18 protein-coding genes and 2 pseudogenes are annotated in these 14,195 nt (G+C 68.3%); 14 read left to right on the top strand and 6 right to left on the bottom strand.

Features of this window, described 5'->3' with window-relative positions; translation table 11 throughout:
- Nucleotides 1–420 precede the first annotated feature (420 nt).
- A complete protein-coding gene (locus ACJ6WD_RS36710) occupies nucleotides 421–951 on the bottom strand; it encodes a VOC family protein (RefSeq protein WP_407617400.1) in 531 nt (176 codons plus the stop codon).
- Nucleotides 952–1,214: 263 nt separating this feature from the next.
- Here ACJ6WD_RS36710 and ACJ6WD_RS36705 point away from each other — a divergent pair, with 263 nt between their 5' ends.
- From ACJ6WD_RS36705 to ACJ6WD_RS36695, 3 genes are read left to right on the top strand one after another with little or no spacing between them, the layout of a single operon-like run.
- Nucleotides 1,215–1,508, top strand: a complete 294-nt coding sequence (locus ACJ6WD_RS36705) for a hypothetical protein (protein WP_331246241.1) — start codon at nucleotides 1,215–1,217, stop codon at nucleotides 1,506–1,508.
- Nucleotides 1,505–1,711 carry a hypothetical protein gene (locus ACJ6WD_RS36700; protein WP_407617399.1) on the top strand — a complete coding sequence of 69 codons (207 nt, stop codon included), beginning with the start codon at nucleotides 1,505–1,507 and terminating at the stop codon, nucleotides 1,709–1,711. Before ACJ6WD_RS36705 ends, ACJ6WD_RS36700 begins: the two co-directional genes overlap by 4 nt.
- Before the next feature lie 6 nt (nucleotides 1,712–1,717).
- Nucleotides 1,718–1,954 carry a hypothetical protein gene (locus tag ACJ6WD_RS36695; RefSeq protein WP_407617398.1) on the top strand — a complete coding sequence of 79 codons (237 nt, stop codon included), beginning with the start codon at nucleotides 1,718–1,720 and terminating at the stop codon, nucleotides 1,952–1,954.
- Nucleotides 1,955–2,297: 343 nt separating this feature from the next.
- On the opposite strand, the gene ACJ6WD_RS36690 is transcribed toward ACJ6WD_RS36695, so the two are convergent.
- On the bottom strand, nucleotides 2,298–3,179 hold the full coding sequence (locus tag ACJ6WD_RS36690) for a DUF998 domain-containing protein (protein WP_407617397.1): 882 nt from the start codon (nucleotides 3,177–3,179) through the stop codon (nucleotides 2,298–2,300).
- 116 nt (nucleotides 3,180–3,295) lie between these two features.
- Between ACJ6WD_RS36690 and ACJ6WD_RS36685 the strand changes: the two genes are divergently transcribed.
- A complete protein-coding gene (locus ACJ6WD_RS36685) occupies nucleotides 3,296–3,889 on the top strand; it encodes a helix-turn-helix domain-containing protein (protein WP_331246244.1) in 594 nt (197 codons plus the stop codon).
- Nucleotides 3,890–3,958: 69 nt separating this feature from the next.
- A pseudogene (locus ACJ6WD_RS36680) lies at nucleotides 3,959–4,412 on the top strand (Tn3 family transposase); the annotation flags it as partial.
- 561 nt (nucleotides 4,413–4,973) lie between these two features.
- Here the strand turns inward: ACJ6WD_RS36680 and ACJ6WD_RS36675 are convergent.
- Both ACJ6WD_RS36675 and ACJ6WD_RS36670 read right to left on the bottom strand, forming a co-directional pair.
- Nucleotides 4,974–5,105: pseudogene (locus tag ACJ6WD_RS36675) on the bottom strand (aminoglycoside phosphotransferase family protein); the annotation flags it as partial.
- Nucleotides 5,106–5,444: 339 nt separating this feature from the next.
- Nucleotides 5,445–6,422, bottom strand: coding sequence for a transposase family protein (locus tag ACJ6WD_RS36670; RefSeq protein WP_407617396.1), 978 nt, complete (start codon nucleotides 6,420–6,422; stop codon nucleotides 5,445–5,447).
- A 63-nt stretch (nucleotides 6,423–6,485) separates the two neighbouring features.
- Between ACJ6WD_RS36670 and ACJ6WD_RS36665 the strand changes: the two genes are divergently transcribed.
- From ACJ6WD_RS36665 to ACJ6WD_RS36625, 9 genes are all read left to right on the top strand, one after another.
- The gene (locus ACJ6WD_RS36665) at nucleotides 6,486–7,352 is read left to right on the top strand and encodes an alpha/beta fold hydrolase (protein ID WP_407617395.1); all 867 of its coding nucleotides are present in this window, start codon (nucleotides 6,486–6,488) and stop codon (nucleotides 7,350–7,352) included.
- Nucleotides 7,353–7,860: 508 nt separating this feature from the next.
- Nucleotides 7,861–8,331, top strand: coding sequence for a hypothetical protein (locus ACJ6WD_RS36660; protein WP_407617394.1), 471 nt, complete (start codon nucleotides 7,861–7,863; stop codon nucleotides 8,329–8,331).
- A 676-nt stretch (nucleotides 8,332–9,007) separates the two neighbouring features.
- Nucleotides 9,008–9,526 carry a hypothetical protein gene (locus tag ACJ6WD_RS36655; RefSeq protein ID WP_407617393.1) on the top strand — a complete coding sequence of 173 codons (519 nt, stop codon included), beginning with the start codon at nucleotides 9,008–9,010 and terminating at the stop codon, nucleotides 9,524–9,526.
- A 241-nt stretch (nucleotides 9,527–9,767) separates the two neighbouring features.
- Nucleotides 9,768–10,034 carry a hypothetical protein gene (locus ACJ6WD_RS36650; protein WP_407617392.1) on the top strand — a complete coding sequence of 89 codons (267 nt, stop codon included), beginning with the start codon at nucleotides 9,768–9,770 and terminating at the stop codon, nucleotides 10,032–10,034.
- Nucleotides 10,003–10,536 (top strand): DUF6879 family protein, encoded by a 534-nt coding sequence (locus tag ACJ6WD_RS36645; protein ID WP_407617391.1) that lies wholly within the window; start codon nucleotides 10,003–10,005, stop codon nucleotides 10,534–10,536. The genes ACJ6WD_RS36650 and ACJ6WD_RS36645 overlap by 32 nt, the downstream gene beginning before the upstream one ends.
- A gap of 10 nt (nucleotides 10,537–10,546) precedes the next feature.
- On the top strand, nucleotides 10,547–11,395 hold the full coding sequence (locus ACJ6WD_RS36640) for a helix-turn-helix domain-containing protein (RefSeq protein WP_407617390.1): 849 nt from the start codon (nucleotides 10,547–10,549) through the stop codon (nucleotides 11,393–11,395).
- Nucleotides 11,396–11,486: 91 nt separating this feature from the next.
- Nucleotides 11,487–11,759, top strand: coding sequence for a hypothetical protein (locus ACJ6WD_RS36635; protein WP_407617389.1), 273 nt, complete (start codon nucleotides 11,487–11,489; stop codon nucleotides 11,757–11,759).
- A gap of 54 nt (nucleotides 11,760–11,813) precedes the next feature.
- Complete coding sequence (locus tag ACJ6WD_RS36630; RefSeq protein WP_407617388.1) at nucleotides 11,814–12,032, top strand: hypothetical protein; 219 nt, start codon at nucleotides 11,814–11,816, stop codon at nucleotides 12,030–12,032.
- A gap of 112 nt (nucleotides 12,033–12,144) precedes the next feature.
- Complete coding sequence (locus ACJ6WD_RS36625; RefSeq protein WP_331246255.1) at nucleotides 12,145–12,729, top strand: hypothetical protein; 585 nt, start codon at nucleotides 12,145–12,147, stop codon at nucleotides 12,727–12,729.
- Here the strand turns inward: ACJ6WD_RS36625 and ACJ6WD_RS36620 are convergent.
- Complete coding sequence (locus ACJ6WD_RS36620) at nucleotides 12,680–12,970, bottom strand: hypothetical protein (protein ID WP_407617387.1); 291 nt, start codon at nucleotides 12,968–12,970, stop codon at nucleotides 12,680–12,682. The two genes, ACJ6WD_RS36625 and ACJ6WD_RS36620, sit on opposite strands and share 50 nt — an antisense overlap.
- A 652-nt stretch (nucleotides 12,971–13,622) precedes the next feature.
- Nucleotides 13,623–14,144, bottom strand: a complete 522-nt coding sequence (locus tag ACJ6WD_RS36615; RefSeq protein ID WP_407617386.1) for a CGNR zinc finger domain-containing protein — start codon at nucleotides 14,142–14,144, stop codon at nucleotides 13,623–13,625.
- Nucleotides 14,145–14,195: the final 51 nt, after the last annotated feature.

The following is a 14,195-nucleotide window of genomic DNA, read 5'->3' as shown; positions in this document are numbered from 1 at the left end:
CAGGACGGGGGACTGCCTATGGACGGCTGGTCGCGCGCTGCCAGCCGACACCGGCGGGGATCTTTCACGGATCAGGCCGCTCGGTGCAGCCGCGAGCACCATACCGAGCGGCCTGACCTCTGGGACTGAATGAGATTGAGATCAGCGTCAATGGCGCCTCACGGCCCGCAGGTGGCCCCCACCTCACCCTCTCTTCGCCCTTGGGCGAGTCCGGCCAGGCAGATGGCGACGGCCCCAGGAGCCGCCCGTGCGGTCGACCGCGATGTGCACCTTGGCATACATGCCGGTCCGGTTGTACAGGGCGAACGCCGAGTGGGAGTCGTACCGAAATGATTCGCTCTCACCTATCAGGGTTACGCGCCGCCGCCGGGCAGAAGCTAGTCCGCGGGGGGGCAGTTCGGCTGACGACCAGTGTTGCGTTCAGCGCCAGCGGTTGTTGCTGCTGTGGTCCCCGGCGAGCCAGCGGGCGAGGTCGGCGTGTGCTGTGGCGCGCCGCTCGGCGTCAATCTTGTCCGCGTCGGGGTGGTCGACGGCGAACTCCAATATCAGCCCGTTGGGGTCCGTGATGTACAGCGAGACGCAGAAGCCGTGGTCGATCACGTGGGCGTTCGCCTCCGCATAGTCGGCCCCATCGATGCGCTTGAGTATGGCCTCCTGCGTCTCGGCCTCGACCTTGAAGGCGATGTGGCGCAGGGGAGTTGAGTTGATGCTGGTTCTGAACTCCTGCTGGTCCTTGGCGTCGGCGAACTGGAAGAAGGCAAGGGCACTGCCGTCAGCCAGGCCGTAGAGGGCGTGGCTGTAGGCTCGTTCGGCCCCGGACATCACCTCGCGCTCGGTCCACGTGGCCACCAGGGGCAGGCCGATCACCTCCTCGTAGAAGCGCCGGTTGGCTTCCTGGTCGTCAGTGATCCAGGCGTGGTGGTGAAGGCGAAGAGGCAGGGTGTGCGTCATGTCGAGTCATCTCCGTTATGTATTGGGGGTGTTGGGTCGGACGCCTTGGGCGGCCGCCGAAGCTTTGACCAGCATGCCGCCAAAGTAGTTTGAAGATTAAATCAATTTGGGCCATGTTCACGGCTGGAGGCAGCTGCCACCCACCCCCTGATCGGCGCGGGTGACAGGAGGCGGCCGACGCCGGGGGGCTTCGCGTACCCCCTGACCAGCCACCCGCCCGGCGCGGGTGACGTCTCGGCACGCGGGGGCTCCAGCCTGGGCCGATGCGGCGCTCGCATCGGCCCGTTCACCCGGCCCGGGACCTCGAAGCCCACGTACGGCGGCTGCTCGACGAAATCTCCGACCTCGCTCTCGCCGTTCCCTGCCACACCACCCACCGCCAGGTCGCCGACATCGCCCAACGCGAAGCCCGACGCCGCCTCGCCACCCACCCGCAGCACCCCGCGGCCCTGCCCCGCCACATCCAGCGCCTGACGCGCACCGTGGCGGCCCTACAACGCACCCGGACCACGCTGCGCGCCGCCACCCGTCACGACGCCGCCGGGAGGCCTGCGTGACCGCCCCGGCCTCACCCGACCACGACCACCGCGCGCCACGCGCCGAACGACGCACCACGCACGACACCCCACTCCGTCCAGCCGCGCCCATCGATGTCGCCACGTTCCAGGCCACCATCAGCGAAGTCCTCCACGGCCGCGTCGACTTCGCCTCCGGCAGTCCGGTCACGGTGTGGTGGGAGCTGCTGACCGGGCATGCGTAGCTGCTCATGGCCGAGGTTCGCGACGGGATCCGCAGCCAGTGGGACGGCCGCTACGCGGAGGCCGCGGCGGCATGCGTCCGCTGCACCGCCGAAGCTCTCGCCATCACCCCTCCGGCGGACCACCAAGTCGCTTTTGTCCAAACTCAGCAGCTGGCACGCGCCGTCGCGGCACTCCTCGGATTCGCCGTCGAAGCGACCCCCGCCCAGCCACGACACCACGACAACGCCCGCCCGTCAGCCTGAGCGAACCGCCCGCGCCTTCCCCGGCGCCGCCCGGGCCCGTCACCGCGACGATGGTCAGTGGCGCGGTGACGTACTCGTTACTGATGCGGATGCGCACGTGGTGTCCGCCGCCGCTGATGCGGACGACTTGCCGCAGGGTCGCATTCTCGAAGGGCTCGACAGAGCTGACGGAGTTGTCCGGGGCCTGCGGGGCTGCGCCCCAGGTGCGCACCCACGCAGCTGCGGCGGGGGCGGGATCGTCCAGGCTCGCGGGGGTGGTGAGGGTGCTGTTCACGATCGTGGTCCTTGGGGTGCGGAGTTCACGGCTGATGCTTTGCGTCGGTGGTGTTGGCCGGGGGCGAGGTCAGCTCGCCGTGCCTACTGTGATGGACGGCGGTGCGGAGGTGTTGTTGCGTTTCCAGATTGCGGCTCCGGCGCACACGAGGCCGATGAGGAACGGGTGGACGGCGCCGCGTTCGATGAGGCCGATGATCCCGATGACGTTGTCGCCAGAAGTGACGATCATGGCGAGGTAGAGCAGCATCGAGATCAGACCGATCACGCCGACCGTGATCAACGCTCGGCCCATGCGGGCGGAGACGCCGATGCGCTGCCAGCGGCGTCCGAGGACGATGGCCAGCACGTTGCCGCCGGTGAACCCGGCGAAGGCGCCCAGGCTGTGGTACTCACCGGTGCCGTCCTTGAGAGCCTCGCCCGATCCGGGATACAGCGCGAGCAGCACGCCGCCGACAGCCAGCAGAGCAGCGGGGACGAGCATGGCCCACCGGCGCCTGTGGGCCAGGTCCCGCAAAGTGGCCACCCCGGCCAGGATGGTGATCCCGAAGAGGAAGAATCCGGCGTTCATCACCCAGGCCAGCGGCGAGTACATGTACTGGCCGAACAGGGTCGACGGCCCGTGGACACCCAGGTCGCTGATGAAGTTGTAGGTGTAGCTGTAGGCGGGATCGGTCCACGCGGCGGCGGAGATGAACTCCCCCAGCAGGAAGATCACTGGTCCGGCGATCAGCAGCGCTCCCGCCAGGCGGCGTTGAGGCTGGGGTCCGTCCGCGTTGCTGTGCTCCTGCGCGTTCGTCGGTGGCTTCGCGCGCCGCACGGTGGAGCGCACGGTCGTGTCTTTGGTCATCGGCGTCGTCTTTCTGGTGAAGGGCCGGGCGCTGACGCGCGGCGTTCGTGCCGACTGACGGCAGGCGGACGCTCCGGCCTCGGGGATGACGGGTGGTGGCATGGCGGTCTGCCGTCGAGACGTCCGCCACCCAAGCGCTGTAACTTCACCCGGACTCTAACTATACCGAGTATCCTTTCGCAATCGATGGAGATAGCGACCGAGGGTAGAGTGAGGGCATGGTGGATTCAGTGCCCATGGGGCGGCGTGAGCGCAAGAAGGCCGCTACGCGGACGGCGATCCTGGATGCGGCGACGGCACTCTTCCTCGACCGCGGCTTCGATGCCGTGACGGTGCGCGAGATCGCCGACAAGGCGGATGTGACACCTAAGACGGTCTTCACGCACTTCCCGCACAAGGAAGCGCTCGTCTTCAGTGACGAGGGTGAACGGCACGAGCGGCTCATCGCCGCGGTGCGGGACCGCGCGCCAGGGACCTCGGTCTCTGATGCACTGAAGGCGCATTACCTCGCCGAGATCGCCGCGCTGACAACCGAGCCGCAGAGCCAGATCCTTGCTCTGATGAACGGGACGCCGTCCCTGATCGACTACGCGGAGAAGATGTGGCTACGTCACGAGGACGCGCTGATCGCCACGCTCACCGAGGAGTTCGGGCTCGACGAGCCGAGCGACGAGATCCGCTTCTACGTCCGCTTCGCACTGCAGATCCAGCTCATGGCTGCGCGTGAGGCGGACCCGGAATCGTCCGTGGCTGCCGGTTTCCGGTTCCTCGACCAGGGCTGGGCGCACCACAACGAGAGCCGGTGCTACTAGGCCTGAAACACGGCCTAGTTCCATACGGCTGGGACGCGATGGCAGTCGCCTGACCAACCGAAGATGGGTCTGGCCAAGACCGAGCACCTGCTGCGCGTGGTCGACCCGGTCGACGACACCTACCGCCGTCAGATGAACCGGCAGCTCACCGTGCAAGAGTCCCGCCACAAGCTGGCCCGGGACGTGTGCCACGGAAAGCGCGGCACCATCCACCAGGCGTACCGCGACGGGATGGAGGACCAGCTCGGCGCGCTCGGCCTGGTCCTCAACGCCATCGTGCTCTGGACCACGAAGTGCATCGACGACCACGAAGTACATCGACGCCGCCGCCCAGCTGAAGGCCGAGGGCCACGAGATCCGCGACGAGGATGTTGCCCGGCTCTCCCCGCTCAAACACAAGAATCTCAACCTGCTCGGCCGCTACAGCTTCACCGCCAGCGTCCCGTCCGCCGGCGCCCTCCGCCCGCTGCGAGACCCGGACGCGCTGGAGCCGGACGAGGACGACGAGGTAGAAGGCTTCTGACACCTAACTCGCGGTCATCCTGTCACTTCTGCTGCAACGCCTGGTTGCGGCCGGGTCCGCATGCCCCAGCGGGCAAGAGATGGACCGACAGCGCCCAGTGCCGCGAAGAACACCGCCAGCAGCAGCCAGCTGTCGTGCCGAGGCTGAGCACCGCCGTGGTGAGGATCGCGGGGCGAGAGCCTGGCCCGCGCTGAAGCCGAGGCCGAAGACACCTTGGTACTGGCCCTGTGCATGGTCGGGGGCAAGACCGAAGCCCAGGGCGAAGGCCGCCGATGACTCCCACACCTCTCCCAGACTGTGGACGAAGATCGCGGTCAGTACTAGTCCCGCCGCCCAGACAGGGGTGTACGCCGCCAGTGCCATCATCGGGCAGCTGACGAGGAAGAGCAGCCCCGCCGTGCGAAACGCCAGGCCGCCGTCGTGCGGGGTCTCGATCCGCGAGCCGATCCTGGTCTGCATCAGCACACAGAACAGAGAGTTGACGGCGAACAGCGCGGCCACCGCCCAGCGCGGCGCCTCGGTGTGCTCGGACGAGCGCTCGGCTCGGCCCTGTGTATCCGGCTACACCAACGGCAGGAGCGACAGCGCCTCTTTCAGGTTGTGCTCAGCGATCCCCTGCATGAACGCCCGGTCGGGGAAGTCACCGTCGAGGAGACGCAGTGGACCGGCTACCAGCGACAGACGCATCGCGAGCTGGTCCACTTCGTGGCCGGGTGGGCACTGTCGAACGTGCGGTGCAGATAGGTCCACAGCTGGAGGAAGCGACGGTTTAGCCAGGAAGTCACCCTCCCAGTGTGGCTGGCCCGTGGTGCCAGAGGCGGTGGTTTCCGGGAAGAGGTTGGGGTCCCGCCCGCGGCTCGTACTCCGGGCGGGGGGCCGGAACTTCTGCTGCTGGGGGTCGTTTGGGTTGGTGCGTCTTGTCCCCCGAGATGCGGCCGGGACCTCTGCCGTCACGGTGCGGGCCCGGTCCTTACGACCTTGGGGGCGATTGAGTTCGGGGCGTGCTGGCCTGGTGGGTCGGCTGGTGGGTGATCAGCAGGCGGCCTGCCGGGCGAGCACCAGTTCGGTGCTGGTCTTGCGGCGGGTGGCCCTGCGGGCGGAGCGGTCGGAGACCAGGCCGGCGATCGCGAGGTGGGTCTCGGCGTAGGTCTCGCGGCGGTCAGTGAACCGCTGCAGGGGCCGCCACTGCTTGTACTCCGCGTTGGTGTGCTCCACGCAGATCCGGGCGGAGGACTGGCGGCGCCGCTGCTCGCGCCAGGCGTGGTGTTCGCCCAGCGGCGCGTCGTCCTTCGGCTTCTTCGGCGGGGCACTGACCTGGCCGGGGAAGTCGTTGGCCAGGCCCCGGTAACCCTCGTCGACCTCGGCCTTCACCGTCGGGTGCCGGTGGAACTGCTCGGCGATGCCCTCGGTTCGCACGGCGGTCTGGTCGTGCATGCGGCCCGGCCGGACCACGCCGCTGAACAGCGTGCGGCCCTGTGGGTCGCTGAAGGTGGTGGTCTTGATGGTGTTCTGCTTCTTCTTGCCGGACACGAACGCCTTCCGGCCGGGGGCGTGTGCGCGGGGACGACGGACCTGCACGTCGGTGCCGTCGATGCGCAACTCCACGCCCTCAGCGTCGGCGTAGGCAAACAGGTCCTCCAGTGTGCGAAGCCGTAGCCCTGGCCGATCGGGGACGGCGAAGCCGCGGGCCGCCAGCAGCGGCCGGACCTCGCGGATCGCGGCGGATACGGTGGAGCGGTCCACTCCGTATAGCTGGGCGAGCGCCGCGTGCGGCAGACCCAGCCGCAGGTGGACCAGGGTGACAAGGAGCCGGTCGGTGAACACCAGCCGCTGCTTGGGCCCCGCTCCGGCGGCCCGCCTCCGGTCTCCGCCATGCCGCTCGCGCAACGCCGACTCGCGAGCGGCATGCCACTTGGGGGCGGATTCTTCGAGCAACTCGCCGAAGTGTGCGCGCGGGACCCCGGACAGGGCAGGATGGGAGCAGGCCGCACGGGCCCAGGTAAGCGTCACAACTCACCCAACCCGTGCGGCCCTTCTCGCGTCACGGCCAGGACGAGGCGCGATACTCGACCAGTGGACTCGATCTACCGCAGTACGACGGGCAAGGAGCTCATCCGGCGCTGGTGCCTCGACCAGCTCGCCGCATGGCCGGTGCCGCACGAACGGACGACGGTGACCGCCAAGGGCGCACCAACCCACATCGTCCTCGCCGGTGCCGGCGCGACGACGGTCGTATTCGTCCCGGGCACCAACTTCAACGCCGCCGCGTCTCTGCCGCTGGCCACGGCGCTGGTCGCCGCCGGCTACCGGGTCCTGCTGGTGGACGTCCCGGGCCAGCCCGGTCTCAGTTCCGGCGAACGTGGTCTTTCCGGTGGCCGGTTGTCCTGGTACGGGGCGTGGCTGAACGAGGTGATCGAAAGAACTTCGTCCGAGCCGGTAACGGTGATGGGCCACTCCTTCGGTGCCGCGATCGCCCTATCCAGCGACTGTCCCCGGATCGAACGGCTCGTCCTGGTTTCCCCTGGCGGACTGACCAGGCTGAGGCTGACCCCCGCCGTGCTGGCCGCCTCGGCCGCCTGGTTCCTGCGGCCCACGCCGACGCGCAGCACCCGGCTCCTGCGCGCCATGCTCGCGCCTGGCCGTCCACCCCGCCAGGAATTGGTGAACTGGATGACACTGGTCGCCCGGCATTCGCGCTCCAGCGGGGCCCCGGGCGCAGCAACCCTGCCCGCGCGGTCAATTCCCCGCCTGGTCCTCACCGGGGAGCGCGACGTCTTCCTCCCACCGCGGCGGCTCGGTCCGGCAGTACACGCCGCACTCGGCGCTGAGCTGGGCGTAATCTCCGAGGCCGGACACCTTCTGGTCGAGGAGCGTCCCGAATATCTGTCCACCCTGCTGGAGATTCCGGGCCAGCCCGCCCCCGACGCCCCCACGGGGTGAGCTGACCTCCAAGCGCCGGTCTCTACCGACCGCCCAGGACCTGGGCTCCACGCAGCGAGGGACTCCTATTGCTCTCCAAGTCGTTAATGCGGTGATCAAGCTCCGCGCTACGAACACGCTCGACAGGGCAGCTACCGGAATCTGTTGGTGTCTCTCGCCTGCCTTCCAACAGGGTGCACCCCCTTCCCGTGACCTGAGGTCCGGTGAAGAGTTGCCTGCCCGAGGTGCTGTTCCACCTTCGAGGTCTGGCCAATATGCCCCCTCAAAAGGGCCGTTAGGTGCCACTTGGCCTTGGGCGAATGGGCCATGACCGTAGGTCGCTTTCAGGACTCAGTACCCGAGAGCTTGCTCAAAGGTTGAACTAATTTCAGGTCGGGTTCGCGCGGCGGTGACCACGCCGCGGACTGCGAAGAACCGAGGGAAACGGAGCTCGGCTGCCTTGAGTTTCCACGCCTTCCAGCAGCCCGGTATGCCCTCTTCCCTCCCCGCCTGCAAGGAGAAAGCGTACGTGAACAAGAACCACATCCGCATAGCCGCCGCTACCGCTATGGCCGGTATTGCCTTCGGTGTCGCTGCCCCCGCCGCCAACGCTACCGAGGTGAACTGCACCGCCGGTTCTGTCTCCGCGGTGGAGCTTGCTGCGCTGAAGGCTGCGAACCCGGCATCCGCCGCCAACGGCGAATCCGAGATCACTCCGGAGCAGCTCACCGAGATGACTGCGCTCGCGAAGGCTGCTGAGGCGGAGCGAGGCGACCAGCACAGGGGAGAGAGGGCTGCAGGCAAGTTCGGCAACATCATCAACCTTCTGAAGAAGTCGCCGGATCTGATGAAGGCGGCCGTGAAAGCGGCGAAGAAGGGCGCTCGCGCCTTCGAGAACTGGGTCAGCAGCCTGTCCAACTGGAACCCGGTCAAGTGGGCCATCAAGGCCGCTCCCGAGTACCTGATTCTCCAACTCATCGACTATCTCCGCAATATGTAATCTGAGACATTCATTCGAAACTCTCAACTTCGCTATCGAGGGCCGTTGCCGTTCCCGCTGGAGCAGCTTACTGCTCGGATAGCATTCGAGTTCCGGATCAGGGTTTTCAGGTAGCTCCTCCCGGAGACTCCGGGAGGAGCTCATCTAGCATGGAGCTGAAAATGAAAAAGACTCGCAGACAGATCATTTCTGACAACATGTGGGGCTCCTCGGCGCTTTTCTGCATGGCTGCCTTTGTGGCATTCGTCATTGTTCGAACCGAGTCCGCAGTGCGAGTCGGGTGGATTCTGTACTTCGTTGGCTGGGTTCCCTCGATCTGCATGGCAGCATGGTGCGCAGTGCGACGTAAGTCGCCTGGCGTCGGAGGGGCATTCGCTTTCGCTCTCCTTGCACTATTCGGGTTGCTGTCCTGGTTGGCGCATGGATGAGTTGCACTGCGGGTCGGAGTTGCTTCGTGCGCGCAATCTGACCAGGAGTCCCAGGGCCGTCGCGCGCTCTCCGGAGTCTCCTTGGAACTACTCCCGGGCGCGGTGACGGGCTTGGGTGCGAACGGGGCAACGGATGAGGCAGGCATAGCGCATTGCGCCGTCGCTGGGAAGGCCACCTGGTCTCCACAAGCCGGCCCCGACGGGTGTCAGTAGTGGGCAAAGATGGTGGTGGAGAACCTGGAGGAAGCGTGCGGCTGACGATCGACACGACGACGGACACCTACGAGCAGGCGATTGCCGCGGTCCAAGCCGCCTACGGACTGCGCCCCGATACCCCGGCCGGCTGGCCGCAGGCCCCAGCCGTGGAGCCCCGACCCGTTCCCCAGGACCTGAGCATCGACGGCCTCGGGAACGGCTGGAGTGACCAACTGCTGTTCCAGGTGCTCGCCGCGCTCATGCCCGGGGCCCGGACGGTGCTGCGCCGGATCACCGACCTGGGCGGTGCCGCCTCGTACGACGACGTCCAGCGGTACTTCGCCGATCACCTGACGGACCCGATCCCCACCTCCCGGATCGGCGGGACGCTGACGAGCATCAAGGCGGTTCAGCGCCGCGTCGCCCCGGAGAGCACCGGCCCCCTCCTCCAGCGGGACGAGCGAGCACGGCTCTACCGCATCGACGACGCCCTCGTGGCCGGCCTCACGAGGGCCTTCGCCATGGCCGACGCCCGCCCCGACCTGCTACGCGGCACCGCTCCCTCCCTGTAATGCTGTGTCACCGCGCCCTGGTAGCTCCGGCTACCGGCCGAGCGGGCCCGACGCCGTCCACGCGGATTTGGGCCCGCCTTTGGCCCGCGAACCGCCACGCAACGTGTCCGCGCCCTGCGGCGCGTGGGCGCCGGCGTCGAACTCAGCCCGACGATGGCCCGTCCGGGGATTGACCGCTCCCGGTCGGCGCGGGACGGTCAGGGCGCAACTGTGCGCAATTGATTCGACACAGGAGGCCGCGATGAAGTTACGGTTCATCGGGATTGACCCAAGCACGGGAGGCGGTGGATCGCCGACGGTGTGGGTCGAGGAGGGGAGCGCGGATCTTGTCCTTCAGGGCCAGGAAGCCGAAGAGCTGCTGAAGTCCCAGGTCGCTGAGACCGCGTGGGTGCCCGGCCACGACAGGGGCATCCCCGCGCATGAGACGGTGATCCGCATTCCCGCCCGCATGGTGCCGATTCTGAGGGAGGCATGTGATGTCGCAGAGCAACGTGCCGGACTTCGCTGAACTGCTGTCAGGAGCGCAGCGCACGGCCGTGCACCTGGAGATGCGCGACCAGTACGGCGTCGGTGACGAGGTCGAGGACATCGATCGGTTCACCCGCACCGGGGAGATCGCCCTCGATCCCACCGCGTCCTTCTGGCCCGACTGGCTCGGCATCGTGAAGGAGACCCTGGCCCGCGGCGTCGTCATGCGCCGGGCCCGCATCGTCTCCGAGCCCGTCACCGCCTACATCCGCTGGGAGCACGCCGTCACCCCGCTGAACCTGGAAGGGGGCGAGCAAGTCCGCTGGCTCCCCAGGCGGCAGGCCTCTGACATCCCCTTGCCGGGCAACGACTTCTGGCTGATCGACGACCACCTGGCCGTCTTCCACTTCTTCACCGGCGACGGCGACTGGGCCGACCCCGGATTCGAGATCACACAGGACCCGGCCGCCGTGAACCTCTGCGCCACGGCCTTCGCGACGGTGTGGGAACGCGGCATCCCCCACGAGAAGTACACCGTCTGACCACCACCTGATGACCGTCTCCCCCTCTTCCAGCGCCCAGGGAGCCCGCGAAGCCCTCGCGGTGCGCCTGCAGCACCTGCGCAAGGACGCCGGCCTCACCGGGAAGGAACTCGCCGCCCGGTGCGGCTGGCACCCCGCGAAGACCACCCGCATCCAAAAAGGCGAGGCGCCACCCTCCGACACCGACATCCGCGCCTGGTGCGCGGCCTGCGGCGCGAGCGACCAGGCCGACGACCTGATCGCCACCGCCCGCGCCGTCGACTCGATGTACCTGGAGTGGCGCCGGCTGCACCGCACCGGGATGCGCAAGGTCCAAGAGGACTTCTACGCCCTGTACGAGCGGACCCGAGTGTGCCGGGCGTACGTCTCCAACGTCCCACCCGGTTTCTTCCAGACGCCGGCGTTCGCCACCACCCTCATGGAACTGATCACCACCTTCCAGAGCACCCCCAACGACGTCTCCGAAGCAGTGGCCGCCCGCGTCGCGCGCAGCCGCTTCCTGTACGAGGGCGGCCACCGCTTCGTCGTCCTGATGGAAGAGTCGGTCCTGCACTACCGCACCGCAGACCCCGACGTCATGGCGGGACAGCTGCGCCACCTCCTGGCCGTGATGCCGCTGGCCTCCGTCTCCCTGGGCATCATCCCGTTCACCGCAGCGCGCACCGTGTGGCCGCTGGAGGCGTTCTACCTTCACGACGACGTCCAGGCCGTGGTGGAGACGCTGACGGCGGAGATCAACGTCACCCAGCCCCGCGAGCTCGCCGACTACGCCCAGGCGTTCAACGGCTTGCGAGCGTCGGCGGTCTACGGCGACGCGGCCCGAGCGCGCATCCAGGCCGCGATCGACACCCTGGGCTGAATCTGCGCAACTACCCGCAATTTCGTTGAGCCCCGCACCACGGCCTCCGTAGCGTCGCAAGTCCCAACGCAGCCCCGAGAGGCGGGACCTGATGCACGCCCACGCCGACGACCGCGGCCCCGACCAACCCGGCTACGGCGTGCCCTCACCAGCCCTGCTGGCCCGCGCCCACCAGGGCTATGCCCGATTCCTCAACACTCCCGGCACCCGCCCAGAAGCCACGAGCAGCGCACTCCCCACGCCCAGCACCCACGCACTTCTGCACGACCCCGACGGACTGATCGAGGGGAAACTCCCTCTCGACCGCGGCTCCCACGAGGGTCTGGTCAAGGCCGTGCTCGGGTGGAACAGCGGCGCCGGCTAGCCGGCGGCCGACTGCGAGCAGATCGCGCTGCAACTGACCGGAGCCGCCCGGGCGGTGGCCGGCGACGTCCGCCGCGCCGCCGCGCTGCTACCCGTCGAGCACCCGGCCCGCGTCCTCGCCGAGTACGTCCTCGAGGTGACCGGGCGCCTGCTGGCCGTACGGCTGGAGGGCACCGTGCGCTGCGCCCAGGACCGCGCCCGCCTCGTTCGCGAGCTGTACCAGCACCTGGACCGCCTGTCCGACCTCACGCCACACACCACTGCGGCCCCGTGAACTACCGCGCGCCCGGGCGCGGCCGACGAGTCCCTGGGCGCGCGGTGCAGCACAGCACCACGGCCGGCTCGCCGGGCCGGACGCACCGCTCGAGATCGAGAGGGGCACCATCGTGAGCACGCTCATCCAGCCCGAGGACGTCGCGGCCCGGGCCTGGCAGATCCTGGACACCTGGCAGGCCGACGGGGAATGGGCCCGGCTGCGGAGCAGCTGCGCGAAGTACAGCTCGGATTGGACCGACTGCTACGGCTACACGATCATCCCCGACTACGACGCCGTCGTCGACGCGCCCGCGCTGTTCGGTGAGGCCGTCCGCGTCCTGGCCCTCAAGAGCGCGGTCTACGAGCTGACGGGCGGCGACGAGAAGGCCGCCGAGCTCGCCCAGCCCGTCCCGACCGACGTCATGTCCCACGCGCTCACCGCGCAGTTCACCGTCCTGTCGCGGATTCAGGAGCGCACCGGCATCCGCTTCGTCCACGCCACTGACATGGAGGACGGTTTCGCCGGTGGCACCTGGCAGTTCGGCGACTTCACGCACCGGGCGTACCGGGCCGCGTGGGGGCCGGTGCACGAGCGGTACTGGATCGACGCCGACACCACCGAATGCAGCCGCCGGGTCCTCGACGAGGTCTACGCCGGCATCGGCATCACCGAGCGAGGAAAGAAGGCAGCCATCGTCGCCGCCGCGGCGGCGTAGCTTCCGGCTCGGCCGGCTCCTTCGGCGGCGGGGCGATCCGGTCGGGCTCCACGCCCAGCTTGTGCGGGTGCACGCACGCCGGCGTCCGGTCGTCCAGGGTGTAGCGGTGGCCGTCGGCCGGGTCGAACGGGCACTCCCAGGAGGGCCGGTCGTAGACCACGAACGCCTCGCGCGGCAGCCGCTTCGACGGGCAGAGGCCACATGCCCGATGTTCGTCGCCTTGCGCGAACGGCTCGCTCATGACGGCACGGTAGCGGAGCCTGGGCTCTCGCCGGGGGCGGAACTTCTGAACGGACGCGGCGCTCGCCTCGTGGGAACGGGGCGGGCGCCGCGGCATGCGTGGGGTGTGGTGGCGAGGCGTGGCGTCGGGTGGCGCACGGGCACGCGTGGGCAGGATGTTCGATTCTGCTGCCGGCGTGGTGGATGGGCGTGATTGAGGCGGGAGCGGGGCCGCGTGTCGTGAAGTTGGCGGTCCCTGCGTCCTGGTGACGCCGTTTCTGATCGTTTTGGCTGTGCTTGATCGATTGTGTCCGAGTGGTGACGGATGCCGCACGGTGTTGGCCAGGACCTCGTCGGCCCTGTCACCGCCGGGAGTTGCTGAAGGAGACCGACCCGGGCCCAGGTGGGCCGGGGGTACCCCGGGGTGGTGCGGCGAGTACACAAGCTCCTCCACGAAGGACTGCTGCAAGACGCGGACATCAAGGTGTGGGTGAGCGATCTCCCGGGGTCGGGTCGGCTCACTCCGTCTGTGCAGGCCACGACCGAGCGGTCGCCGCCGGGCGCCGCGCGCTGCCAGATCTTGTCGACTGCCACGGCCGCTCTGTGACCCGTCGCAGTGAAGATTGAGTGATTCTCATCGAAGGTTGAGCGATGTTGCGCTGGACCTTGGCGCCCTATTTGGCTTCGTTTGACTGTTCGGCGGAGCGGGAGCGTCGGTGGGCTGCGACTCGTTCACGGGTCGCGCATCGGCGGGAGCAGTAGCGACGCTCCGGACCGCTGCCCTGGTTGATGAAGACGTTTTGGCAGGTGGGGGATGTGCAGATCCTGCCGGGTGGTCGTTGACGGTCCCAGACGAGAACGGTCAGGGCCATGCAGGACGAGGCGAGAAGCCACTCGTTCCAGGGAGCGTTGTCCTCGCGGTCGAGGTGGGGGTGCCAGGGGGTGCTGCCGCTGTGCGAGGTCAGGCGGAGCGGTCCGGTGTGTTCCGTCAAAAGCTGGTTGAGGATGGCCGCGGCGTCATCGACATACTCGGCAGCGAAGACTGGCCGCAGCAGGGAGGTCGCCGCCTGCATCTCTGCGATATCGAGGGTGGTGAGGTCAACGGGGTCGGTCTCGCCGTATGCGCGGAGCACGTCGGCGACGTCCGCCGGGTCGGGGCAGCCGTCAGAGTGGGCTTGATGCGCTTTGACGGACATCTGAGATCAGGGGTTCTGCCCCGGAAGGATGTCCATCATGGAGAGCATGGG

This window comes from Streptomyces sp. VTCC 41912, assembly GCF_045799175.1.
Classification (GTDB): Bacteria; Actinomycetota; Actinomycetes; order Streptomycetales; family Streptomycetaceae; genus Streptomyces; species Streptomyces albulus_C.
Note: the sequence above shows the minus strand (reverse complement) of the source record. Positions and strands in the feature narration are given on the sequence as shown.

Coding starts and splice junctions, on each gene's coding strand:
- ACJ6WD_RS36710 (WP_407617400.1), bottom strand. CDS start 951: ATGACGCACACCCTGCCTCTTCGCCTTCACCACCACGCCTGGATCACT.
- ACJ6WD_RS36705 (WP_331246241.1), top strand. CDS start 1,215: ATGCGGCGCTCGCATCGGCCCGTTCACCCGGCCCGGGACCTCGAAGCC.
- ACJ6WD_RS36695 (WP_407617398.1), top strand. CDS start 1,718: ATGGCCGAGGTTCGCGACGGGATCCGCAGCCAGTGGGACGGCCGCTAC.
- ACJ6WD_RS36690 (WP_407617397.1), bottom strand. CDS start 3,179: ATGCCACCACCCGTCATCCCCGAGGCCGGAGCGTCCGCCTGCCGTCAG.
- ACJ6WD_RS36685 (WP_331246244.1), top strand. CDS start 3,296: ATGGTGGATTCAGTGCCCATGGGGCGGCGTGAGCGCAAGAAGGCCGCT.
- ACJ6WD_RS36650 (WP_407617392.1), top strand. CDS start 9,768: ATGAAGTTACGGTTCATCGGGATTGACCCAAGCACGGGAGGCGGTGGA.
- ACJ6WD_RS36645 (WP_407617391.1), top strand. CDS start 10,003: ATGTCGCAGAGCAACGTGCCGGACTTCGCTGAACTGCTGTCAGGAGCG.
- ACJ6WD_RS36640 (WP_407617390.1), top strand. CDS start 10,547: ATGACCGTCTCCCCCTCTTCCAGCGCCCAGGGAGCCCGCGAAGCCCTC.
- ACJ6WD_RS36635 (WP_407617389.1), top strand. CDS start 11,487: ATGCACGCCCACGCCGACGACCGCGGCCCCGACCAACCCGGCTACGGC.
- ACJ6WD_RS36620 (WP_407617387.1), bottom strand. CDS start 12,970: ATGAGCGAGCCGTTCGCGCAAGGCGACGAACATCGGGCATGTGGCCTC.
- ACJ6WD_RS36615 (WP_407617386.1), bottom strand. CDS start 14,144: ATGTCCGTCAAAGCGCATCAAGCCCACTCTGACGGCTGCCCCGACCCG.